Source organism: Thalassotalea nanhaiensis, from assembly GCF_031583575.1.
In the GTDB taxonomy this organism is placed as follows: Bacteria; Pseudomonadota; Gammaproteobacteria; order Enterobacterales; family Alteromonadaceae; genus Thalassotalea_A; species Thalassotalea_A nanhaiensis.
Genome location: NZ_CP134146.1, coordinates 896,841 through 920,097, shown reverse-complemented (window position 1 = coordinate 920,097; position 23,257 = coordinate 896,841). Strand labels below are relative to the sequence as shown.

The following is a 23,257-nucleotide window of genomic DNA, read 5'->3' as shown; positions in this document are numbered from 1 at the left end:
ATAAAAAATGACAAATAAAATATAAAAAAAGATATTTTTAAGAAAAAGTTAACCAAAAATATTCTATCGCTAAAACTTTGTTCTATAGTTAATAGGATTGATACAAACCTCCTCAAAACCATAAATGAAAATTTAAAAGGTTGATAATTACTCATGAACAATGTCATTGAAGTGGATGCGATAGAATCATTAATAATAGCAATATTGGTGCTCTTTATTGGGCGCTTTATTAACTATTCAATTAAACCTTTACAGCGATTCAATTTTCCCGAACCAATACTGGGCGGGTTAGTAATTGCAATTATTATCACCGTTTTACATTCAAATGGCACCACAATAAACTTTAACTTGCCATTGCAAGATACGTTTATGTTGTTGTTTTTTTCAACCGTTGGCTTGTCGGCAAGTTTCAAGCTTCTTGCCCAAGGCGGGGCAAAAGTATTTATATTTTTAGGTGTCGCTTCTTTATATATTATTGTTCAAAACGGCGTTGGTGTAAGTCTTGCTACTTTACTAGGCCTTGAGCCATTAATGGGGCTAATTGCCGGTTCTATTACTTTATCAGGAGGACACGGTACCGGTGCAGCGTGGGCTGCAACATTCCAAGAAATGTACGGTATCAAAACGTTAGAGTTAGCTATGGCCGCTGCAACCTTCGGCTTAGTGATGGGCGGTATCATTGGTGGCCCAGTTGCACAACGTATAATGGACAAAAATGGCTTGGAATCTGAGTTTGGTAAAGGTGGTCATCACCATGATACTCACCCTGAGCTAGTTACCTACAATCAGTTAGAAGAAGATAAAGTTACCGCAAAGAAAATTTCAGAAACATTGTTCATATTACTTATATGCGTTGGCGGAGCAAAGTATTTCAAAGAGTTTATCGACTCCTTCGAGATCAAATCGTTAATGATCCCTAATTTTGTCTACGCATTGTTTATAGGGGTAATTATTACCAATATTACAGAAACAACAAAAGCATATAAGATAAATAACGAAACTGTCGATATTTTAGGTACGGTTTCACTAGCCCTATTTTTATCAATGGCACTGATGAGCTTAAAGCTTTGGGAAATTTTTGATTTAGCTATTCCATTACTTATTATTTTAGTGTGCCAAACTATTATGCTGGCATTCTTTGCTTATTTCGTTACTTTTAAATTTATGGGCAAAAACTATGATGCTGCAGTTATGGCTGGTGGCCACTGTGGCTTTGGTATGGGAGCTACGCCAACAGCGGTAATGAACATGGGCACATTAGTGTCTCGTAATGGACCATCACCACAAGCCTTTATGGTTGTTCCAATTGTTGGCGCCTTCTTTATTGATATTGCTAACTTAATCATCTTACAGGGTTATTTAGCATTTATTGGCTAACCCTATTAAAATATTTCAAATAAAAAAAGCGCCTAAGGGCGCTTTTTACTTCAGGGATGATGGAATGCAAACTGCCATGGATGGCTTTAAGTTTGTAACTTCAGGGACGAAGTAATGCAAACTGCCATGTTGAAAACAGCTTTAAGTTATTCCCTTGGATCAGTTTCCTTCACTTCTTCTCGATTACTATTGTTTTTATAATACTCTAATAAAGCAGGATAAGGCGCAAAGTCAACGAGTGGTCTGAAGTGTGCCCAATCGATCAAACTATATAAACAAATACTTGGGTAATCCCATTCGTTAAAGTCCCCTGCTTTACATTGCTTTTCAAGCTGAGCAAACACCTTATCACTTCGTTGGCGTTGTAAATTAAAAAACATTTTATCTTCACTGGTATCTATTTCACTACGGCTAAGTAAAAACATAGACACAAGTGAGTCACTAATAGAATCGATTAACGTTAAAGTATTTTCTTGTTGCCAGGTAATTGGAGTTAATTCAAATTTATCCGTTATATAACGATGTATCACTCTTGAATCAAAGACATTAGTATCATCATCAACTAAAAAAGGTACTTTTAAGGTTGGATTTTTAGCGATTAAAACTTTACGATCTTCAGCTGAGAAAATATCCATCACCACAAAATCAACCGGAATACTGTGGGTAAACATACGAATACGACGAACGAAAGGAGAAGTTGTTGAACCATATAAAATCATGGTGTGTCCTATTAAAATAACAATATATTGCTTAGAGGACTACTATAGCTATAGTTAAGGCTTTATGGCAACATTGCGCCATTAAAATTAATACCGAGGTAAATATCCATGAGTGATATCAACAAAGATGAAAATAACGGCGAATTTGAAAGTGCAGAATTTGAGCGCCAAGAGCAAATAGCGCGCGAACGTGTTGGCGATGATAAAGTTGATCAACGCCTGGAGCAATTAGCTAATTTAAGCATAGAAGACACTATGGCGCTTAAAGAAAAAGCCGAAGCTTTTAATGCTGAACTTGCCCAAGCCACATCGTTTGCTATTGACTCTGATGAAATGCAAAAGGTAGTTCAGCACTATCTTGCTTACACTACGTTTGCATTATCAACCTTGCAGAAAAAATCAGTACTTATTAGTAAAGAAAAGTTTAATGCTATGGCCAATAGCATTGCCAATGATGCCGACCAAAAAGCAAACTTTGAACAGTTCTGCGAAGGTTTTGCAGAGCACTTTAGTAAAGCAATGCAGCACTATGCTGAACAGCATTTAAAATAAAAAGTTTCTCGCTTCTAAAAATAAAGGCCTAGTAATAAAAATTACTAGGCCTTTATATATGTAGATATTAACTTAGTGGATTATTATTCCCACTCGATAGTTGCTGGTGGTTTACCAGAAATATCGTAAACTACACGAGAAATACCATCAATTTCGTTAATGATACGGTTAGACACTAAACCTAAGAAATCGTACGGTAAGTGTGACCAACGAGCAGTCATGAAATCAATTGTTTCAACACAACGTAATGATACAACCCAATCATATTTACGAGCATCACCCATAACGCCAACTGAACGTACCGGTAAAAATACCGTAAACGCCTGGCTTACTTTTTTATACAAGTCATGCTTGTGTAACTCTTCAATGAAAATAGCATCTGCACGACGTAATAAGTCAGCATATTCTTTTTTCACTTCACCTAAAATACGAACACCTAAACCTGGTCCAGGGAACGGGTGACGATAAAGCATGTCGTAAGGTAAGCCTAACTCTAAACCTATTTTACGTACTTCATCTTTAAAAAGTTCACGTAACGGTTCAACTAAGCCAAGCTCCATATCTTCAGGAAGTCCACCAACGTTATGGTGTGACTTAATCACGTGGGCTTTACCGGTAGCTGAGGCCGCAGATTCGATTACGTCAGGGTAAATAGTACCTTGAGCTAACCATTTGGCGTTCTTTAATTTACCAGCTTCTTCGTCAAAGATTTCAACAAACACATTACCAATGATTTTACGTTTTGCTTCTGGGTCACTAACACCCGACATGCGATCTAAGAAACGGTTTTCAGCATCAACATGAATTATATTCAGGCCGAAGTGATCGCCAAACATATCCATTACTTGTTGGCCTTCGTTTAAACGAAGTAAGCCGTTATCAACAAATACACAGGTAAGCTTGTCGCCAATAGCTCGATGTAAAAGCATTGCAACTACTGATGAATCAACACCACCAGATAAACCCAGTACGACTTCATCGTCACCAACTTGGGCTTTCATTTTAGCAATTGCATCTTCAATGATGGTTGCTGAAGTCCAAAGTTTTTCACAGCGACAAATATCAACAACAAAGTGCTCTAAAATACGCATACCTTGCTTTGTATGAGTTACTTCTGGGTGAAATTGAACACCGTAAAATTGCTTGTCTTCGTTTGCCATAGCTGCGTATTTACAGCTTGGTGTTTGTGCAATAGTGGTAAAGCCTGCAGGAATTTCTGAAACTTTGTCACCATGGCTCATCCAAACATCGAGTAAAGCATTACCATTAGAACTTATTGAATCTTCAATAGCGTTAAATAATGCAGACTTACCGATAACTTCAACAGCAGCGTATCCAAATTCTTTATGCTCAGAGCTTTCTACTCCACCGCCAAGCTGCTCAGCCATAGTTTGCATACCGTAACAAATACCAAGTACTGGTACGCCAGCATTAAATACATACTCAGGTGCACGCGGCGAGGCGTCCTCTGTTACAGACTCTGGACCACCTGCAAGGATAATACCTGTAGGGTTGAAGCCTTTAATTTGCTCTTCTGTAACATCCCAAGCCCATAGCTCACAGTAAACACCAATTTCACGAACACGACGAGCAATAAGCTGCGTGTACTGAGAACCAAAATCTAAAATTAGAATTCGATGATCATGAATATCTTGACTCATTAGTCTCTTCTCTTTGTTTGTAAAGAACCGCTCTTGGCAGTTCTATAAATATTTATTAACGTTTTAATTTTTAAACTATTCAATATGCCCGGAGTGAGGGATTTGTTTCTAGTTCGGCTTTTAGTGCACGGAGTTTGCTCTTGCAAATGAGTACACTAAAAGTCGAAATTGGGACAAATAACCACTCCTATAGAAAAATCATCCCAACCTATAATTAGGCGCTTCTTTTGTGATGGTTACATCATGCACGTGCGACTCGCCCATACCAGCTGCGGTAATTTTGACAAACTGTGGTTTAGTACGCATTTCTTCAATATCTGCAGAGCCGGTTAAGCCCATTGCACTGCGAATACCACCAATTTGTTGATGAATGATTGCAGCCATCGGTCCTTTATACGCTACACGACCTTCAATACCTTCAGGTACCAACTTGTCGGCTTCGTCAGACTTTTGGAAGTAACGATCAGATGAACCTTCTTTTTGGTTCATTGCGCCTAGAGAGCCCATGCCGCGGTAAGATTTGTAATAACGCCCTTGATAAAGTTCAACTTCACCTGGTGCTTCTTCAGTACCAGCTAGCATTGAACCAACCATTACACAGTGTGCGCCAGCAACTAATGCTTTAGCGATATCACCTGAGAAACGAATACCACCATCGGCAATTACTGGAATGTCAGTACCCGCTAGGCCTTTAACCGCTTCAGAGATAGCTGTAATTTGTGGTACACCACAACCGGTAACAATACGAGTTGTACAAATTGAACCTGGGCCAATACCCACTTTAACCGCATTAACACCTGCATCTGCCAGTGCTTTTGCACCTTCAGCAGTGGCAACATTACCGGCAACAATTTGTAAATCTGGGAACGCTTGACGAGTTTCTTTAACTCTATCTAACACGCCTTGTGAATGTCCGTGTGAAGTATCGATAAGTAAAATATCAACACCGGCAGCAACTAACGCTGTGATACGTTCATCAGTTCCAGCACCAACACCAACTGCAGCACCAACACGTAAACGACCTAATTCATCTTTACAGGCATTCGGTTTGCTTTCTGCTTTTTGGTAATCTTTTGCAGTGATCATACCGCTGATTTCAAAATCATCGTTAACAACTAAGATTTTTTCAATGCGGTTGGCGTGCATTTTGTTAAGAATTTCTTCACGTTCTGCATTAGCTTTCACAGTGATTAACTTATCTTTAGGTGTCATTAGGTCTGACACTTTTTTCTCTAAGTCAGTTTCAAAACGTAAATCACGTGAGGTAATGATACCAACTAAGTTATTTTCAGCGTCTACTACAGGGAAACCTGAAAACTTTAATTCATCGGCAAGGTAAAATACTTCGCGAATGCTAATATCTGGACTAACTGTAACAGGATCTGTCACAATACCACTTTCATACTTTTTAACTTGACGGACATTGGCAGCTTGTTCCGCTATCGTCATGTTTTTATGGATAAAACCTAAACCACCTTCTTGCGCTAAGGCAATGGCTAAACGGGCTTCGGTTACTGTGTCCATAGACGCAGATAAAATAGGCACGTTTAATTCAATTTTACTGGTAAGTTTAGTTTTAAGGCTTGCAGTATGTGGTAGAACCGTTGAGTGGGCAGGTACTAGTAGTACATCATCAAAGGTTAGGGCTTCTTGGGCTATTCTTAGCATTGCAACATTCTCGCTTATGTGGGAGTCGTACTCCAATAGAGTGGAGTAATAATTGCGAATGGATTTTAACCACTTTGACCGCTTAGGTAAACTTAAATTTTGTAAAAAACCGTATTTATTTGAAAAATAATCACAAAAGCACCTTATGAACCATTTAGATCAGAGCAAACAGCATATATTACAGGTAAGTGAGCTTACCAAAAAAGTACGTTATATCTTAGAAAGTGAACTAAGAACCCTATGGTTATGTGGTGAAATATCTAATTTCATCGCCGCAAGCTCTGGTCATTGGTATTTATCGTTAAAAGACAGCAAAGCGCAAGTTCGTTGCGCCATGTTTAAAGGCAATAATCGTTATACCCGTATTAAGCCACAAAACGGTCAACAAGTATTAGTAAAAGCAAAAGTCTCGCTTTATGAACCTCGTGGCGACTTTCAATTAATCATTGAACAAATGGAAGACGCAGGAGAAGGCTTACTCCGTCAAAAATTTGAATTATTAAAAAATCAACTTCAAGGTGAAGGCTTATTTGACCAAAGGTATAAGCAGCCTATTCCTGATTTTGTAAAAACCGTTGGAATCGTTACCTCAAGCACTGGTGCCGCGGTTAAAGACATTCTTACCGTATTAAAACGTAGAAACCCAAGCATAGAAGTTGTGATTTACCCTACTCTGGTACAAGGTGATTTAGCCGCAGAGCAAATAAGCGACGCTATTTATAATGCCAACGAACGTGATGAATGTGATGTATTAATTGTGGGCAGAGGTGGTGGCTCACTTGAAGATTTATGGGCGTTTAATGAAGAGCCAGTGGTGAGAGCAATATTTGATTGCGACATCCCGGTAATAAGTGCGGTTGGCCATGAAGTTGACACCAGCTTGTCTGATTACGTTGCAGATATGCGTGCACCAACTCCATCTGCTGCGGCAGAGTTAGTATCAAGCGACAATCAACAATTGCTCACCCAAATTAGCCACTATCGTCAGCGCTTAACGCATTTAATTAAACAAGCAGTGCAAGACCACAAAGCTAATCATCAGTACTTTAATCATCAGTTGGCACTTGCCAGCCCGGTTAAACAATTGCAAAACCAGCAACAACACGCTGATGATTTAGCCATGCGTTTAAACCAAAAAATGATAGAACAACAAACGCAAAGAAAAAATCAATCTCTGTTATTACAACAACGATTAGCAAGCAAAAATCCAACTCAACAAATTCAATTAGCTAAAGTTAAGCTAAACGATCTAGATAGTCGTTTAACAAGAGCACAGTTACAGCTTAAAGATAACAAGCAGTTGCAACTTGCAAAACTTGCCCATAATTTAAATATTGTCAGCCCATTAGCAACAATAGCCAGAGGCTATTCAATTACCAGAGATGAACAAGGTAGAATTATGAAAAGTGTTGATGACGTAAAAGAAGGTGACACCATCACCACACAACTAAATGATGGCAAAGTAGAAAGTGTCGTATCTAATACCTGAGTAAGAGCTTCTACCTTCTCGTAAGCTTAAAGCCAGCGCCTTACTTGCTGGCAATATTCGCTGTAGGCTTCGCCAAATACTTTTGTTAATGCACGTTCTTCCGGTTTAATTTGAAACCGACTCATATACCAAATAAAAACAGCAAGCCAAAGAAAGGCAACTAAGCTTTGCATTTTAACCGCCATAGCTAACAGCATTATGGCAAATCCCAAGTACATTGGATTACGGGTATATTTATAAATGCCAAAATTAACCAACTGTGACGCATTTTTTGGGTTCACCGGATCAACAGTAGTGTTCGCTTTTCTAAAACAATATATCCCTAATACAATCACCAATGCCGACACTACAAATAAAACACGAGTGGTGTAATAGGCGAGCATAGGATCTAACGAAAAATAAACGATTGGGTTTGGTGAAAAGTACATAGCCAACGCCGCAATAAATACAACTATAACTGGTGGTACTTTTAGTTCTAAAAATGAAAGCAACATTTGTTCCTTTAGAAGATTGACGAATAATCATAATGTATCTAATTCGTTAGATTTTTGGAACTGCTTTGTCTTTTTTTACTCAAATGCTACACTTGCGCCATTACAGGTTTAGGAAAATTTAGAAGTACTTATGGAATCATATCCTCGCGCAGGTTTTAGGCGCCGTTTAGGCTCATACGTTTATGACTTTTTATTATCAATCGCTGTTTACATGTTTTCAGGTGCTATTGCGTTCGTAATATTTGCGCTTTTATTCGCCCAAGGTACTATTGATAACCAAGGCTTTGAGCATGCCATTGATTTAAAAAGTAGCTCGTTTTTATATGAAGCATTAATTACTGGTTGGGCGTTATTTTGGGTTGGCTTTTTCTTTGTATTTTTTTGGGCCAAAAGCGGACAAACTATTGGTATGCGTGCTTGGCGGTTACGAGTTCAAAATGTTGATGGTAGTAAAATTTCAAAGAAAACCGGCGTTAAACGCTTGCTGTTTACACTGTTTGGTTTAGGTAATTTAACCGTGATTTTTGATCGTAAAAATAAGTTATCGCTACAAGACAGGTTTACCGACACTGAAGTTGTGGTACTTAGTTTAGAGGCCAATAAAGCCCGAACTGGTGAGATTTAATAGCAAGTTTGGTAACTAAACTTGTGATTAACAAAAAAGGTCTGCTAAGCAGACCTTTATTTTTTATGCTTTGCGCCTTAACAAATATACGGCAACTATTACAAACAATAGACTCGGCAATACTGCACCAATAAAAGGCGGCAGTTGAAAGGTTTGACTAATAGAGCCAAACATTCGGTTGGCGAAATCGTAAGTGATACCTGTTCCTATCCCCATCATAATTCTTGCCCCCATAGATACCGAACGCAGTGGTCCGAATATATAAGAGAGTGCAACTAACAGCATTACCGCCACGGTGATCGGTTGCATAAGCTTACGCCAAAAGGCCAACTCATAACGGCTGGTATCTTGGTTGTTCTCTTCTAAATAGTCCAAATAGCTGATTAAACCTTGTACCGATAATGCTTCAGGTTTTACTGTTACCACACCCAGCTTTTCAGGCGTAAGTGAAGATTGCCACTCTTGGCTATCCTTAAGTGAATTATTGATGCGTTGCTCAGAAAATTCAGAAATTTCGATGTCATGCATTAACCAACGGTCTTCAACCCAGCTGGCACTCTTTGCAGTGAGCCACTGTTTCATCTGTAAATTTTGATCAAATTTATAAAGCGATATATTTTTTAAGGTGCCCGTATCTGCTACCTCGGTAATATGAACAATAAGCTCGCCATCTTTTGCCCACACCCCGCTTTTGGATGATATTAAGCTGCCCTCTGAAATGGCTTGTGCTCTTAACTCTCTGGCAGTAGCTTCACCTTGTGGTGCTAGCCACTCACCAACGGCCATACTCATTACAATAAGTATGGCAGCGGTTTTCATCACCGATTTAATGATTTGTATTTTAGACAAACCCGCCGCTTGCATAACCACCAATTCACTATTACTGGCCATCATTCCTAATCCAATCAAACCACCAACAAGTGCGGCCATAGGAAAGAAAATTTCAACATCTCTGGGCATTGCATAAAACGCGTATAGTGCGGCATCGATTAAGTCGTAACTACCACGCCCCACAGCCCTCATTTGCTCAACAAATTTTATAATACTACTTACACTCACTAATACCGCGAGCGTTAAGAACGTTGTAGTGGCGATTATCTTGCCAATATAAATGTCTAAAATACGCATTAGTTTTTGCCCCTAGACATTTTTGCTTTGAACCGTTTACCGCTGCCTCGGCTTTTGATCAGTAATGACCACCCTAAAAACAGTGCGGTTAAATGAATGGGCCACAAGCCTACTTCAGGTGCAATTTTACCATCGTCCATTGCCGAGCGCGCACTGGTTAATAAAATGAAATAACCTAGAAACAACATTAATGCAGGGAACATTTTGGCAAATTTACCCTGCCTAGGATTAACAACGCTCAATGGTACGGCGATTAACGTTAAAATAAATACTGAGAGCACAAATGAAAAGCGCCATTGCACTTCAGCGGCAGCTTCATGAGACGGATTATTGATTAATTCTAAGGTTGGAATAGCACTTAATTTTCGTAAACGCTCTTCTACTTTTTGATCTTTAATTTGCATTTCATAGTTGGCAAAAGACAAGGTTTGAAACTCTTTATTTATATTATCTTTTTGATATCGGTTGCCCATATCTAAAATCAACCGTTGAGCGCCATTTTCATCTTCAATAACCTTACCCTTGGCTGCATAAATAACATTTACATGGTCTTGTTTACCGTCATCATCTTTGGGCAATTGAGCAACGAACACTTTATCCAGTTCGTTGTTATCGTTAATGTTTTCTATAAACACTACGGCTTCATCGTTGTTTGTTTTTTGAAATCTGCCTGCCGATAATGCTGCAATACCAACATCTTTCGATAATTGTTCTTTGACTTGATACTCAGTTTCAGCGGCCAGGGGTGACAGATAAAGGGTGAATATTCCGGTAATAACTGAGGTAATAAATGCAATGACTAGCGTCACTCTAACCACATACCACTCACTTACGCCACAGGCATGCAATACGGTCATTTCGTTTTCAGCATAAATTCGACCATAAGCCAGTAAAATACCGAGAAATAAGCTAAGTGGTAACAGGATGCCCATAAGATGAGGAATAGTTAGCCCCATGAAGGTTAAAACCATTTGAGCAGGAAAGTCGCCATCGGACGCATCGCCAAGTATACGTACAAACTTCTGGCTAATGAAGATGGTCATTAACACAAAGAAAACACCAAGTTGTGTTCTGCCTACTTCATTTAACAAATATCGAAAAATAATCACTGATTTAATCCAAAAAACTTAGTTTTTTTCTGACAACTGGCCAATTTTTAAGTAAACTTACCGTTTTTATATATAATAAATTTTGACTACAATGAGTAATCAAAATGCAACAGCGCTGAATCTAGCTATAATAATAGCTTAAACAGCCAAAATAAAAACGAAAGGCCTTATTTAGTCTATCTGCTAAAGGCAGATTTTAGCAAGTTGAAAGTAACAAAATAAGCCAAAAACAAGTAATTAAACATAAAGTAAGTATTAAATAGGAGTGTTCATGGAGTTCAGTGTAAAAAGTGGCAGCCCAGAAAAGCAACGCAGTGCCTGCATCGTAGTTGGTGTGTACGAGCCACGTCGTTTATCAGCTGTAGCTGAGCAACTTGATGAGATAAGTGGCGGTTATATTTCTAACCTATTACGCCGCGGTGATTTAGAAGGGAAATCAGGTCAGATGTTATTATTACATCAAGTACCTAATATTCTTAGTGAACGTGTTTTATTAGTTGGTTGTGGTAAAGAACGTGAACTTGATGAACGCCAATATCGTCAAATTATTAGTAAAACAATCAGCACTCTTAATGAAACTGGTTCAATGGAAGCTGTGTGTTTCCTATCTGAACTGCATGTAAAGGGTCGCGATACCTACTGGAAGGTTCGCCAAGCAGTAGAAGCAACACAAGATTGCTTATACAGCTTTAACAGTTTAAAAACTCGTAAAGAAGAAGCTCGTCGTCCGCTGCGTAAAATTGTATTTAACGTGCCAACACGTCGTGAGTTACCTATGGGTGAACGTGCAATTAGCCACGGTTTAGGCATTGCTGCAGGCATTAAAGTGTGTAAAGACGTTGCCAACTTACCACCAAACATTTGTAACCCTGCATATCTTGCTGAGCAAGCTCAAGAGCTTGCCGCAGGTAATGATAAAGTATCGACTCATGTAGTAAACGAAGCTGAAATGGAAAGCTTGGGCATGGGCTCATACCTTGCCGTTGGTCGTGGTAGTGTAAACGAATCTTTAATGAGCGTAATTACTTATAATGGCGCTGGTGATGATTCTAAACCAATTGTACTTGTTGGTAAGGGCTTAACTTTTGACTCTGGTGGTATTTCATTAAAACCAGGCGAAGCCATGGATGAAATGAAGTATGACATGGGCGGCGCCGCCGGTGTATTAGGTGCAATGAATTCATTAGTGCAACTTGATTTACCGATTAACGTTATTGGTGTATTGGCCGGCTGTGAAAACATGCCAGATGCCAATGCTTACCGCCCAGGTGATGTATTAACAACAATGTCAGGCCAAACGGTAGAAGTGTTAAATACTGATGCTGAAGGACGCTTGGTTCTTTGTGATGCATTAACTTATGTTGAACGATTTGACCCTGAACTTGTAGTAGATGTTGCAACCTTAACCGGTGCTTGTGTTATTGCACTAGGTGCGCATGCAACAGGTCTTTTAAGTTCACATAACCCACTTGCCCATGAGCTTTTAAATGCTTCTGACCAAAGTGGTGACAGAGCATGGCGTTTACCTTTATGGGACGACTACGCAGATCAATTAGACAGTCCGTTTGCCGACTTTACTAACTTGGGTGGGCGTGCAGCTGGAACAATTACCGCTGCAGTATTCTTATCTAAGTTTACTAAAAAGTATAATTGGGCTCACTTAGACATTGCCGGTACGGCATGGCGCGGTGGCGCTAACAAAGGCTCAACGGGCCGCCCTGTTAGTATGCTTACCCAGTTCTTGTTAAACCGTAGTGGTCAAGAACAGGGCGAATAACATGACAAGTCAGGTTTTCTTCAATTTATTAGATGCGAATAGCGAACAATTAAGTGAACAAGATCACCTGCAGCTTGCCTGTGTAAAAGCCGCTGGCTTTTACCGCCAAAATCAACGGGTTTTTATATTTTGTGATGACCAACAAATGGCGCACAAAATTGATGAATTACTGTGGGCCTTTGATGCCGACAGTTTTGTACCACATAATTTACCTGGAGAAGGGTTACATAGTGGTTCACCCGTTGAAATAAGTTGGCAAGCGCCAACAAACAACAGAAATATATTAATTAATTTGTCTAGCCAAGTACCAAGCTTTGCTGGCCAATTTTCACAAATCATCGACTTTGTACCTACAGACGAAGCGCTCAAAAAATTAGCCAGATTGCGATATCGTGCATATCAACAACTTGGCTTTAATGTAAGCACAACTCCTGCCGTACAAGCTGCGTAAAAAAATAGAAGACCATGGAAAAAACATTTAATCCCGCTGATATCGAACAAACACTTTACTCTTCTTGGGAAGAGAAAGGTTATTTTAGTCCAACTACCGAAGGTGATGGTTACTGTATTGCTATTCCACCACCAAACGTAACTGGTAGCCTGCACATGGGTCATGCCTTTCAACAAACCATCATGGATACGTTAATTCGTTACCAACGTATGCAAGGTAAATCTACCCTTTGGCAAACCGGTACAGATCACGCTGGCATAGCAACGCAAATGGTTGTTGAGCGTAAAATTGGCGCTGAAGAAGATAAAACTCGTCATGACTATGGTCGTGATGCTTTTATCGATAAAATTTGGGAATGGAAAGAAGAATCTGGCGGCACCATTGGTAAACAAATGCGTCGTTTAGGTAACTCGATCGATTGGGGCAGAGAACGCTTTACCATGGATGCAGGCATGAGTAATGCCGTGCAAGAAGTATTTGTACGTTTATATGAAGATGATTTAATTTATCGTGGCAAGCGTTTAGTTAACTGGGATCCTAAATTACACACGGCAATTTCAGATCTAGAAGTTGAAAACAAAGATAAGAAAGGCCACATGTGGCATTTCCGTTATCCACTAGCTGATGGTGTTAAAACCGCTGATGGTAAAGATTACATTGTTGTAGCAACGACTCGTCCAGAAACAATGCTTGGCGATACTGGCGTAGCGGTTAATCCTGATGACGAACGTTATAAAGACTTAATTGGCAAAAACATTTTATTGCCATTAGTAAATCGTTTAATTCCAATTGTTGGCGATGAACATGCCGATATTGAAAAAGGCACAGGTTGTGTAAAAATCACCCCTGCCCATGATTTTAACGATAATGAAGTTGGTAAACGCCATTCATTACCACTAATCAATATTTTTGATAACAATGCGAATATTTTATCTGCCGCAGAAATTTACGCCAGCAATGGTGAAGTATCTACCGCTTACAGCCCTGCTCTACCACAAGAGTTTGCTGGAATGGATCGCTTTGTTGCCCGAAAAGCTATTGTGGCCAAATTTGAAGAGTTAGGTTTACTTGATGAAGTTAAGGACCATGATTTAACCGTACCATTTGGTGACAGATCAGGTGTAGTTATTGAACCACTACTAACAGATCAATGGTATGTGCGTGCAGAAACGTTAGCTAAACCTGCGATTAAAGCTGTAGAAGATGGCGATATTGAATTTGTACCGAAACAATACGAAAACATGTACTTTGCCTGGATGCGCGACATTCAAGATTGGTGTGTTTCTCGTCAGCTTTGGTGGGGTCATAGAATTCCAGCATGGTACGACAACACTGGGCGTGTTTATGTAGGTCGTAGCGAAGATGAAGTACGCGCGAATAATAATTTAGACGCGAGTGTTACGCTATCTCAAGATAACGATGTATTAGATACCTGGTTCTCTTCTGCGTTGTGGACATTCTCAACATTAGGTTGGCCTGATAACGAAGAAGCAATGAAAAAATTCCACTCTACTGATGTATTAGTAACTGGTTTTGACATTATTTTCTTCTGGGTTGCTCGCATGATCATGATGACCATGCACTTTGTTAAAGATGAAGATGGCACACCACAAGTACCATTTAAAAAGGTTTATGTAACCGGTCTTATTCGTGATGAAAATGGCGATAAGATGAGTAAATCAAAAGGTAATGTAATCGATCCGTTAGATATGATTGATGGTATTAGCCTGGAAGATTTACTGGAAAAACGTACTGGTAATATGATGCAGCCAAAGCTTGCGCAAAAAATTACCAAGTTAACCAAAAAAGAATTCCCTGAAGGTATAGAAGCTCACGGAACTGATGCGCTGCGCTTCACTTTAGCAGCATGTGCATCGACAGGCCGTGACATCAGTTGGGATATGAAACGCCTTGAAGGTTACCGTAACTTTACCAACAAGTTATGGAATGCCAGTCGTTATGTATTAATGAATACTGAAGAACATGATTGTGGATTATCTGGCGGTGAGATGGAACTATCTCTTGCTGATCGTTGGATCATTGGACAATTCCAACAAACAGTAAAGACGGTACATGAAGCGTTCGACTCTTTCCGTTTTGATTTAGCATCACAAGCATTATATGAGTTCACTTGGAATCAGTTCTGTGACTGGTACTTGGAGTTAACCAAGCCGGTATTATTCAAAGGTAATGAAGCTGAACAACGTGGTACTCGTCACACACTAGTAACTGTATTAGAAGCGTTATTGCGTCTAATGCACCCTATCATGCCATACATCACTGAAACAATTTGGCAGCGTGTTGTACCTCTTACTAATGCTAACTTCAGTGAAGAAAGCATCATGGTACAAAGCTTTCCACAATTTGATGCTAACCAGTTGGATGAGCAAGCAATTAACGATTTGGAATGGGTTAAAAGTTTCATTGTCGCGATTCGTAATATCCGCGGCGAAATGGATATCGCACCAAGCAAGCCTTTACCGGTTTTTCTTAAAGGTGTTGATAGCGAGGATGCCCGTCGTTTAGAAGATAACAAGCCATTTTTAAGTGCCTTAGCCAAGCTTGATACTATCGAAGTACTGGCTGAAGATGATAATGGCCCGGTTTCAGCAACAGCTGTAATTGGCAATATGAGTGTACTTATTCCAATGGCTGGTTTAATCGACGTCGAAGCAGAACTGGCACGCTTAAGTAAAGCGGTTGAAAAACTGGAAAAAGATGTTGCTCGCACTCGTGGAAAATTAAGTAATGATAATTTTGTTAGCAAAGCGCCAGCAGCTGTAATAGCGAAAGAGCAAGAGAAACTCGCTGAAGCAGAATCTATGTTAGCTAAGTTAGCAGAGCAAAAACAAACGATTGCCAACCTATAATTTACTGGTGATTTACCTGTAATTTACAGTTAAACAAATAAATAAAGGTCAGTTTTTCACTGACCTTTTTTTTTACTCTCACTCAAGTTATAGTAGCTTTAATGCTTTATTTAAAAATTTTAATACGTAGTAAATATGACAACTAAATCAATTATTAGCTTTGCTATTTTATCAGCAGCAATGCTAAGTACCAGCGCACCAGTTTTTGCACAGGAAGAAGTCAAATCAGCAACGCCGGAGTGGCCAATTAATGTGCCGGCAGTGCCGAAAAAATTTGACTGGATATTACTTAAGAATGGCGAATTAGTTGCTGGTGATATCATCTCTATGTATCAAGATAAAGTTGAATTTGATAGTGACGAATTTGGTATTGTCACCATTAAAATGAAAGACATCGCACAACTTAGATCAAAAGATGTGATGAGCATTCGTTTAGATAATGATGAAATCCATGAAGGACAATTATTGATCACTGAAGATAAAGTAACGTTTATTGACAAGCCAACGGTGTCTATTCCTAGAAGTACTTTATTAACAGTTGCCGCATCAGAGCACAGTGACGAAAGCCTATGGGATGGTAATATAAGCTTAGGTATGAACTTTAAGAGTGGTAACTCTGAACGCTTCGATTATACCTTACAAGCTAATGCCAGACGCTTAACTTCAACATCAAGAACAATGCTCAGTTATACCGGGATTTTTGCCGAAGTCGAAGATCCTGATACCGGTGATACGGTAAAAACAGAAGAGAATCATCGTTTAAATGCATCATATGATTGGTACTATTCAAGAAAGTTTTTCTTCCGCTTACCAAGTTTTGAATATTACACCAATGAATTTACTAATATAGAACATCAAGTAACGTTAGGTGTTGCTGCTGGTTATATTATTTATGATGAACCAGATTCAAAATGGGATGTGTACGCAGGTCCAAGTGTTCAATATACAACTTTTGACCATGTAGCAGAAAACGAAAAAGAAGATGATACCACGCCAGTGTTAATTGTCGGCACCAAATATGAACGAGATATCACCGATGATATTGAATATGTATTTGATTACAATGCAAAGTTCGTTAGTGAAGAGTCAGGCTCTGTTATTCATCATTTGGAAACGGGAATAGATATTGAAGTCGTAAAAGATTTTGATATTGAATTAAAAGCGATAATTGATCGCGTTGAAGATCCAATTCCAGATGAAAATGGCGTGCTGCCAGAAAGTAACGATGTACTACTAATTGTCGGCTTAGAATATTCTTTTTAGTGTTGGTTAACACAGAATCTACCAGAATTTAATCCATCCATGGTAATTCTAAGTTAATTCATCCTTGAATTTAAAAATCTAATACCGTTTTCAACGTGGAAGTTGTATATGCCACGCTCACATTTCAACATGGACGTTGTATATTAGGGTAATGCAGGGAGCAATTACCGAGGATGTGATGGAGTGGTCCATGGTGATTTGCATTGATTATTCCCTGAATCTACAAATCTAATACCGTCCATGGTGATTTGCATTGATTATTCCCTGAATCAAAAAAGCGCTATATAGCGCTTTTTTTATGGGTAAAGGTTAATCATTCTGCATCAGGGTCAATACCATTGCGTATTTTTTCCATACGCTCTAAATGTTCATGGTGAGCTTTTAACGCTTTATTACCAAAGATTGCAATGATTGCAATAACAGGGATTAATAACGCTAATATCTGTGGTTGAAAAATATTAGATATCCATTGCATATTTACCTCACTTTACCCTTTACAAGTTATTCTTCGAAATAGGTTCCCCAACCATCGTAATCTACATTACATTTTTTTGCCAACTCGAACATCGCTTTCGTTTCTATTTTGATATCTTCTTCATCAAGGTATTGTTCAGTAACAATATCAAAGGCAAATACTCGAGCGCCATTTTCTAAGACAGCCTCTTCAGGTTCTTCAACCTCTAAACCCAGTTTAAATGCAGCAATTGCAGCAGATTCAAGTATTTCAAAACTTGAACTAGCAAAGTGATGTTCGATGGTGTGCATTGCTTCATCATTAGAGCCATCTTCGAGTAATTCATTTACCAACGCTTCAGTGTGCGCGTACCACTCTTGTAGTTCGTTTAATTCTTCTTCATTTAATGTTACGTCGCTTTGCTCTGTCATTTCTCTATCCTGCTTTTGCTGTTTCAGCATTAATTAATTCGTTGCCTGCTTCAATACTGATATCGGTAATTTTAGCCAACATTATTTCGTGAGTGTTATTGGCAATGTGACGAATTGATTCACGAGAGCCGTCATTTACATTGATAGGTGCCAAAAATTCAATGATCATTTTGCCATTATCCCAACGATTTAAATCAACCATATCATGAGTATTACTAACACATACAGGAACTACTGGCACATCTGCTTGTTTGGCAGTATGAAACGCTCCAGTTTTAAATGGTAATAAACCTTTACCATAGCTGCGCGTGCCTTCAGGAAAAAGCCAAACTGATATTTTTCGTTGCTTTATTTTATCTGCGGTAGCGGTAATGGTGCCATGTGCCTTAGAACGATTATTTCTATCAAGTAAAATGTTGCCGGTAAACCAATACATTTGCCCAAAAAATGGTATTAACCTAAGGCTTTTTTTACCAACACTGACTGTACGTTTAGGTAAACTTGCACTTACAGTGAAAATATCATAACTATTTTGATGATTGGCAACATAAACAACTGGGCCTAACTCTTCGATTTCTTTTGGCATTCTGATCTCTACATCAATACCAAACAATTTGGCTAATGCGCCAACAAACTTAGCTGTATAATGAGCCTTATTACGGTTAGTAGGTACCAACATACACATAAAAATTGAAACAATACAAATCACTAATAGTGCAATGGTTACTAAAAAAATACGAACAGCTGCTAACACGATGTGCCTCATAAAAAACGATAAATCAGGAATAAGGGCGCAATTATACACACAATTACTAAATACTGCGATATTCAAAGTAATCACAAAGTTAAAGCGATGATTCGCACTATGTGATATAGGTCGAGTAAACAACGATGTATTAGAGCGCGGTCCACGGCGGTTTTCATTTAAGTGAATCAATTTCATAACATGATTTACAGGATGTAATGAATGCCGTGATCACATGGATGTGAATGAGCGGTCCATGTTTAGCTGGTATTCCTTTTTTTACAGGGAGTAATATATGCCATTTTCACAAGGATGTGATCAAAATGGTCATCCCTGAAGTGAATCAACTTCATGCCATCCATGTTTAGCTGCCATTCCTTTTTTTACAGGGAGTAACATATGCCATTTTCACAAGGATGTGATCAAAATGGTCATCCCTGAAGTAAATAACCCCGGAATAAATTCCAGGGTTATTGTCGTTGTAAATTATAAATTGTTATTAAGAATCGGGCTCATTGCCTACTGTAATTCTTTCAACGCGTTGCAGCCCTCGAGGAAGTTTATTACCTCTACGTCCTCGTTCACCTCTATAGTGCTCAAGATCGCTCGGTTTAAGCGTTAATTTACGCTTGCCTGCAAAGAGCGTTATTGGTTCATCAGTACCGATAATACTTAAAATTGTGACATACTCTTCTCTAGCTTTTGCTCGTGCAGTTGGAATACCAATAATTTTATTGCCCTTACCTTTACTTAATTGAGGTAAATCTTTTAACGGGAATAACAGCATCCTACCTTCAGTGGTAATTGCCAGACATAATTGGTTGTCAATATCGTTGACTTCTTGAGGAGCTAAAACTTGAGCACCTTGTGGTAAACTCAACAACGCTTTCCCGTTTTTATTACGAGATACCATATCAGCAAATTTACCGATAAAGCCGTAACCACTGTCAGATGCTAATAGATATTTCTGCTCGTCACTCGCCATCACAACTTGTTGGAACGTTTCACCAGCAGCTAGGTTAAAGCGTCCGGTCAATGGCTCTCCTTGGCTCCTCGCTGAAGGTAAGGTATGCGCGTCAGTTGCAAATGCCCTACCACTAGAATCGATAAACACCGCCGGGCTGTTACTGCGACCTTTTGCTGAACATAAATATTCATCACCGGCTTTATAACTTAAACCTACGGCATCAATATCATGACCTTTAGCGGCCCTTGCCCAACCTTTTTCAGACACTACGACCGTGACTGGCTCTGATGGCATTAAGTCTTTTTCATTTAATGCTTTAGCTTCGCCTCGTTCTATAAGTTTAGAACGACGATCATCGCCATAATCTTTCGCGGCAGCTAAAATTTCTTTTTTCATTAACGTGTTCATACGCGCTTTTGAGCCTAAGGTTAGCTCTAATGAATCACGCTCTGCAGCGAGTTCATCTTGCTCTGCACGAATTTTTATTTCTTCAAGTTTCGCTAATTGACGTAACTTTATTTCTAAAATTGCTTCAGCTTGCGTTTTACTTAACGAAAAACGGCTCATTAATTCAGCTTTAGGATCATCATACTCACGGATAATCGCTATCACTTCATCAATATTTAAATAGGCAACCAATAAGCCATCTAAAATATGCAAACGCGCCAAGACTTTATCCAAGCGATACTGCAATCTTCTACGAATAGTCTCTCGGCGATACTCTATCCATTCAGCTAATATTTGTTTTAAATTTTTAACCGCCGGACGGTTATCCAAACCAATCATGTTTAAGTTAACACGATAGTTTTTCTCTAGATCCGTTGTGGCAAACAGATGCTGCATCAATTGTTCAATATCAACACGGTTTGAACGAGGTACTATGACTAAACGTGTTGGGTTTTCATGATCTGACTCATCGCGTAAGTCGACTACCATAGGCAGCTTTTTCGCAGTCATTTGTGCTGCTATTTGCTCTAATATTTTTCCACCAGATGCTTGGTGCGGCAATGCTGTAATTACAACATCACCTTGTTCAATATCATAAACTGCACGCATCTTAATGCTGCCACGACCAGTTTGATATATTTTTTCAATATCATTTCTCGGCGTGATAATTTCAGCATCGGTCGGATAATCAGGCCCCTGAACATGTTCAAGCAAGTCAGTTAACTCGGCTTTGGGTTGCTCAATTAAATGTACACAAGCATTAGCCATTTCTCGAGCATTATGTGGTGGAATATCGGTAGCCATACCTACAGCAATACCGGTAATACCATTAAGCATAATATGAGGGAGTCGAGCAGGCAGAGTTTTTGGCTCTTTCATCGTACCATCAAAGTTCGGCGCCCAGTCAACTGTCCCTTGACCTAATTCTGATAAGAGAAGCTCACTAAACTTAGATAGTTTAGATTCGGTATAACGCATTGCAGCAAACGACTTAGGATCGTCTGGCGCACCCCAGTTTCCTTGGCCATCAACTAATGGATAACGATACGAAAACGGTTGTGCCATTAATACCATGGCTTCATAACAGGCTGAATCGCCATGCGGATGAAACTTACCTAATACATCACCAACGGTACGAGCAGATTTTTTATATTTAGCCCCGGCATGTAAGCCAAGTTCGCTCATTGCATAAATGATACGTCGTTGTACAGGTTTCAAGCCATCACCAATATGTGGCAAGGCGCGATCCATGATCACGTACATAGAATAGTTTAGGTAGGCATCTTCAGTAAATCGTCTAAGTGGGAGCTGTTCGATCCCATCTAAACTTAATTCGATTGCATCAGACATAACGAATAGTGTTCCCTATAGTCGGCAATGTTTTCATTGCACTGCTAGTAAGTTTGTTATTATTTTAATTTATACAAATTTGATTATGTATGTGTTCTACTTTTTCATAAGGAAAAAGGGATAAATACAAGGCATCAATTTTACTAAGTAGTTATTTTTTACCTTTCAAAATGAGCAAATATTCAGTCAATTTGGTATATAACTACTTTATCTCAATTTACTCATTCACAAAATAGAAATTATGGATAAATTTCTAGATTCAGCTATTTTTTACCGTATATTTTATCTGCAAGCTCAACATCCCAGAAACTCGCCTCTATTTTATGGCCGTCAAGGTCTATTACAAAACACCCATAATACGGTTCACCGTATTCGCTCCTAGGTCCGGGTTTACCATTACAAGTTGCGCCAAGCTCTAAGGCTAATTGATAAAACTGTTGCACTTGTGCTTTGCTGGTAGCCATAAAGCCAATGTGTGAACCATTTCCAACAGAGGCCTTCTGTTGATCAAAGGGTATTTGAACCCAGAAGGTAGGGTAGCCGTTTTTACCATAAGCAACGGCTTGTTCATGTTCAACTACTCGATTGATATTTAATGTAGGTAGTAATGCATCATAAAATGCTACCGCTAGTTCTAATTGATTTGTACCAATAGATATATGACAGAGGGTTTTGTCAGCTTGATTGCTCATTTTCAGCCTATAAATGTATGTACTTAATGATATTGTACACATAAATCCATTTGCAGCCATGGCGATTTACATTACTTCTTCCATGAGTAACAGAATTTATACCCTCCATGGTAATTCTAAGTTAATTCATCCATGAATAGAGTCGACTTTATTGCCGTTTTCAACATGGAGGTTGTATATGCCGTGATCACATTTTCAATATGGATGTTGTATATTAGAGCAATGCAGGGAGCAATTGCCGAGGATGTGATAGAGCGGTCCATGGCGATTTGCATTCCTTCTTCCATGAATTGAGTCGACTTTATTGCCATCCATGGCAAGTCGACATTCCATCCTCCCTGATGTAACAGAATTTATACCCTCCATGGTAATTCTAAGTTAATTCATCCATGAATTAAAAAAGCCGGAGACATTTTAAATATCTCCGGCTTCTTTTATAACTGTCAATGTTAATTCAAATCTTCACTTTTGGAGAAGCGAGTACCTTTTAACATGGCGTGTAGATTTACACCGGTTTTAGTCGATTGATACAAAGTAATATCGCCAATTTGTTCACCATTTACAACAGAACCATTACCGCTTGCATCAAGCTCATTATCAAAAATCCAGCCCTCTTCAGTAAATTTTTCTAGCGACTCCATAGTGTTAAATACCAAAATCGTATTCACATCTTTACCACCAATTCCTACACCTACACCACTCTCAAATACGTCCATATATGTTCTTTCACCGGTTTCATTATTATAAACAGCGCCATGGCCTGTTCCGGTAGAGACAACCAGCAAATTTACCTCTGCAGTACTAAATACCGCAAAACCAGGCGCTTCATTAATTTCAGTTAGAGCTCCAGGACTAATCTCTTCAATATTACTAATTTGATTCATATGATTGTTCGCCATTGCATACCTTGTATCACCAACAGATGAACAGCCGGAAACGACAAAAGCAACGAGTAGTGCAAAAAATGTTTTCATATAAACGCCTTGTT

Annotated in this window: 20 protein-coding genes; 8 read left to right on the top strand and 12 right to left on the bottom strand. The window is 39.0% G+C overall.

Annotated features, from left to right (window positions below; genetic code table 11):
• The first annotated feature begins 153 nt into the window (after positions 1-153).
• Positions 154-1,377 carry a sodium/glutamate symporter gene (gene gltS, locus RI845_RS04155; RefSeq protein WP_348388495.1) on the top strand — a complete coding sequence of 408 codons (1,224 nt, stop codon included), beginning with the start codon at positions 154-156 and terminating at the stop codon, positions 1,375-1,377.
• A 146-nt stretch (positions 1,378-1,523) separates the two neighbouring features.
• On the opposite strand, the gene RI845_RS04150 is transcribed toward gltS, so the two are convergent.
• A complete protein-coding gene (locus tag RI845_RS04150) occupies positions 1,524-2,096 on the bottom strand; it encodes a glutathione S-transferase family protein (protein WP_348388494.1) in 573 nt (190 codons plus the stop codon).
• A 108-nt stretch (positions 2,097-2,204) separates the two neighbouring features.
• Between RI845_RS04150 and RI845_RS04145 the strand changes: the two genes are divergently transcribed.
• Positions 2,205-2,648, top strand: a complete 444-nt coding sequence (locus tag RI845_RS04145; RefSeq protein ID WP_348388493.1) for a TipAS antibiotic-recognition domain-containing protein — start codon at positions 2,205-2,207, stop codon at positions 2,646-2,648.
• A gap of 83 nt (positions 2,649-2,731) precedes the next feature.
• Here the strand turns inward: RI845_RS04145 and guaA are convergent, their stop codons facing one another.
• Positions 2,732-4,309, bottom strand: coding sequence for a glutamine-hydrolyzing GMP synthase (gene guaA, locus RI845_RS04140; RefSeq protein ID WP_348388492.1), 1,578 nt, complete (start codon positions 4,307-4,309; stop codon positions 2,732-2,734).
• Between the two features lie 198 nt (positions 4,310-4,507).
• Entirely contained in the window at positions 4,508-5,977 is a 1,470-nt protein-coding gene (gene guaB, locus RI845_RS04135) for an IMP dehydrogenase (RefSeq protein WP_348388491.1), read from the bottom strand.
• Positions 5,978-6,122: 145 nt separating this feature from the next.
• On the opposite strand from guaB, the gene xseA reads away from it, so the two are divergent.
• Entirely contained in the window at positions 6,123-7,466 is a 1,344-nt protein-coding gene (gene xseA / locus RI845_RS04130) for an exodeoxyribonuclease VII large subunit (protein ID WP_348388490.1), read from the top strand.
• Positions 7,467-7,492: 26 nt separating this feature from the next.
• Here the strand turns inward: xseA and RI845_RS04125 are convergent, their stop codons facing one another.
• Entirely contained in the window at positions 7,493-7,960 is a 468-nt protein-coding gene (locus RI845_RS04125; RefSeq protein ID WP_348388489.1) for a methyltransferase family protein, read from the bottom strand.
• Positions 7,961-8,090: 130 nt separating this feature from the next.
• Here RI845_RS04125 and RI845_RS04120 point away from each other — a divergent pair, with 130 nt between their 5' ends.
• Positions 8,091-8,585, top strand: coding sequence for an RDD family protein (locus tag RI845_RS04120; protein WP_348388488.1), 495 nt, complete (start codon positions 8,091-8,093; stop codon positions 8,583-8,585).
• 63 nt (positions 8,586-8,648) lie between these two features.
• Here RI845_RS04120 and lptG read toward each other — a convergent pair whose 3' ends face one another.
• Together lptG and lptF are read right to left on the bottom strand one after the other, a co-directional pair.
• Positions 8,649-9,713 (bottom strand): LPS export ABC transporter permease LptG, encoded by a 1,065-nt coding sequence (gene lptG / locus RI845_RS04115; RefSeq protein WP_348388487.1) that lies wholly within the window; start codon positions 9,711-9,713, stop codon positions 8,649-8,651.
• The gene (gene lptF / locus RI845_RS04110; RefSeq protein ID WP_348388486.1) at positions 9,713-10,822 is read right to left on the bottom strand and encodes an LPS export ABC transporter permease LptF; all 1,110 of its coding nucleotides are present in this window, start codon (positions 10,820-10,822) and stop codon (positions 9,713-9,715) included. The genes lptG and lptF overlap by 1 nt, the downstream gene beginning before the upstream one ends.
• 271 nt (positions 10,823-11,093) lie before the next feature.
• Here lptF and pepA point away from each other — a divergent pair, with 271 nt between their 5' ends.
• The 4 genes from pepA (at position 11,094) to RI845_RS04090 (ending at position 17,183) form a co-directional block, all read left to right on the top strand.
• Entirely contained in the window at positions 11,094-12,599 is a 1,506-nt protein-coding gene (gene pepA / locus RI845_RS04105; RefSeq protein ID WP_348388485.1) for a leucyl aminopeptidase, read from the top strand.
• Position 12,600: 1 nt separating this feature from the next.
• A complete protein-coding gene (locus tag RI845_RS04100) occupies positions 12,601-13,050 on the top strand; it encodes a DNA polymerase III subunit chi (RefSeq protein ID WP_348388484.1) in 450 nt (149 codons plus the stop codon).
• A gap of 14 nt (positions 13,051-13,064) precedes the next feature.
• Complete coding sequence (locus tag RI845_RS04095; RefSeq protein WP_348388483.1) at positions 13,065-15,920, top strand: valine--tRNA ligase; 2,856 nt, start codon at positions 13,065-13,067, stop codon at positions 15,918-15,920.
• A 135-nt stretch (positions 15,921-16,055) separates the two neighbouring features.
• On the top strand, positions 16,056-17,183 hold the full coding sequence (locus RI845_RS04090; protein ID WP_348388482.1) for a DUF481 domain-containing protein: 1,128 nt from the start codon (positions 16,056-16,058) through the stop codon (positions 17,181-17,183).
• A 313-nt stretch (positions 17,184-17,496) separates the two neighbouring features.
• Here RI845_RS04090 and RI845_RS04085 read toward each other — a convergent pair whose 3' ends face one another.
• The 6 genes from RI845_RS04085 to RI845_RS04060 form a co-directional block, all read right to left on the bottom strand.
• Positions 17,497-17,658 carry a hypothetical protein gene (locus tag RI845_RS04085; RefSeq protein WP_348388481.1) on the bottom strand — a complete coding sequence of 54 codons (162 nt, stop codon included), beginning with the start codon at positions 17,656-17,658 and terminating at the stop codon, positions 17,497-17,499.
• Positions 17,659-17,684: 26 nt separating this feature from the next.
• The gene (gene rraB / locus RI845_RS04080) at positions 17,685-18,068 is read right to left on the bottom strand and encodes a ribonuclease E inhibitor RraB (protein WP_348388480.1); all 384 of its coding nucleotides are present in this window, start codon (positions 18,066-18,068) and stop codon (positions 17,685-17,687) included.
• A gap of 4 nt (positions 18,069-18,072) precedes the next feature.
• Positions 18,073-19,011 (bottom strand): 1-acylglycerol-3-phosphate O-acyltransferase, encoded by a 939-nt coding sequence (locus RI845_RS04075; RefSeq protein WP_348388479.1) that lies wholly within the window; start codon positions 19,009-19,011, stop codon positions 18,073-18,075.
• A gap of 301 nt (positions 19,012-19,312) precedes the next feature.
• A complete protein-coding gene (parC, locus tag RI845_RS04070) occupies positions 19,313-21,577 on the bottom strand; it encodes a DNA topoisomerase IV subunit A (RefSeq protein ID WP_348388478.1) in 2,265 nt (754 codons plus the stop codon).
• A 263-nt stretch (positions 21,578-21,840) separates the two neighbouring features.
• A complete protein-coding gene (locus RI845_RS04065) occupies positions 21,841-22,269 on the bottom strand; it encodes a VOC family protein (protein ID WP_348388477.1) in 429 nt (142 codons plus the stop codon).
• Between the two features lie 449 nt (positions 22,270-22,718).
• Positions 22,719-23,243 (bottom strand): lipid-binding SYLF domain-containing protein, encoded by a 525-nt coding sequence (locus RI845_RS04060; protein ID WP_348388476.1) that lies wholly within the window; start codon positions 23,241-23,243, stop codon positions 22,719-22,721.
• Between the last annotated feature and the right edge of the window lie 14 nt (positions 23,244-23,257).

Coding starts and splice junctions, on each gene's coding strand:
- RI845_RS04090 (WP_348388482.1), top strand. CDS start 16,056: ATGACAACTAAATCAATTATTAGCTTTGCTATTTTATCAGCAGCAATG.
- RI845_RS04120 (WP_348388488.1), top strand. CDS start 8,091: ATGGAATCATATCCTCGCGCAGGTTTTAGGCGCCGTTTAGGCTCATAC.
- RI845_RS04085 (WP_348388481.1), bottom strand. CDS start 17,658: ATGCAATGGATATCTAATATTTTTCAACCACAGATATTAGCGTTATTA.
- RI845_RS04075 (WP_348388479.1), bottom strand. CDS start 19,011: ATGAAATTGATTCACTTAAATGAAAACCGCCGTGGACCGCGCTCTAAT.
- gltS (WP_348388495.1), top strand. CDS start 154: ATGAACAATGTCATTGAAGTGGATGCGATAGAATCATTAATAATAGCA.
- RI845_RS04065 (WP_348388477.1), bottom strand. CDS start 22,269: ATGAGCAATCAAGCTGACAAAACCCTCTGTCATATATCTATTGGTACA.
- RI845_RS04100 (WP_348388484.1), top strand. CDS start 12,601: ATGACAAGTCAGGTTTTCTTCAATTTATTAGATGCGAATAGCGAACAA.
- RI845_RS04060 (WP_348388476.1), bottom strand. CDS start 23,243: ATGAAAACATTTTTTGCACTACTCGTTGCTTTTGTCGTTTCCGGCTGT.
- guaA (WP_348388492.1), bottom strand. CDS start 4,309: ATGAGTCAAGATATTCATGATCATCGAATTCTAATTTTAGATTTTGGT.
- parC (WP_348388478.1), bottom strand. CDS start 21,577: ATGTCTGATGCAATCGAATTAAGTTTAGATGGGATCGAACAGCTCCCA.
- RI845_RS04145 (WP_348388493.1), top strand. CDS start 2,205: ATGAGTGATATCAACAAAGATGAAAATAACGGCGAATTTGAAAGTGCA.
- xseA (WP_348388490.1), top strand. CDS start 6,123: ATGAACCATTTAGATCAGAGCAAACAGCATATATTACAGGTAAGTGAG.
- rraB (WP_348388480.1), bottom strand. CDS start 18,068: ATGACAGAGCAAAGCGACGTAACATTAAATGAAGAAGAATTAAACGAA.
- guaB (WP_348388491.1), bottom strand. CDS start 5,977: ATGCTAAGAATAGCCCAAGAAGCCCTAACCTTTGATGATGTACTACTA.
- pepA (WP_348388485.1), top strand. CDS start 11,094: ATGGAGTTCAGTGTAAAAAGTGGCAGCCCAGAAAAGCAACGCAGTGCC.
- RI845_RS04150 (WP_348388494.1), bottom strand. CDS start 2,096: ATGATTTTATATGGTTCAACAACTTCTCCTTTCGTTCGTCGTATTCGT.
- RI845_RS04095 (WP_348388483.1), top strand. CDS start 13,065: ATGGAAAAAACATTTAATCCCGCTGATATCGAACAAACACTTTACTCT.
- RI845_RS04125 (WP_348388489.1), bottom strand. CDS start 7,960: ATGTTGCTTTCATTTTTAGAACTAAAAGTACCACCAGTTATAGTTGTA.
- lptG (WP_348388487.1), bottom strand. CDS start 9,713: ATGCGTATTTTAGACATTTATATTGGCAAGATAATCGCCACTACAACG.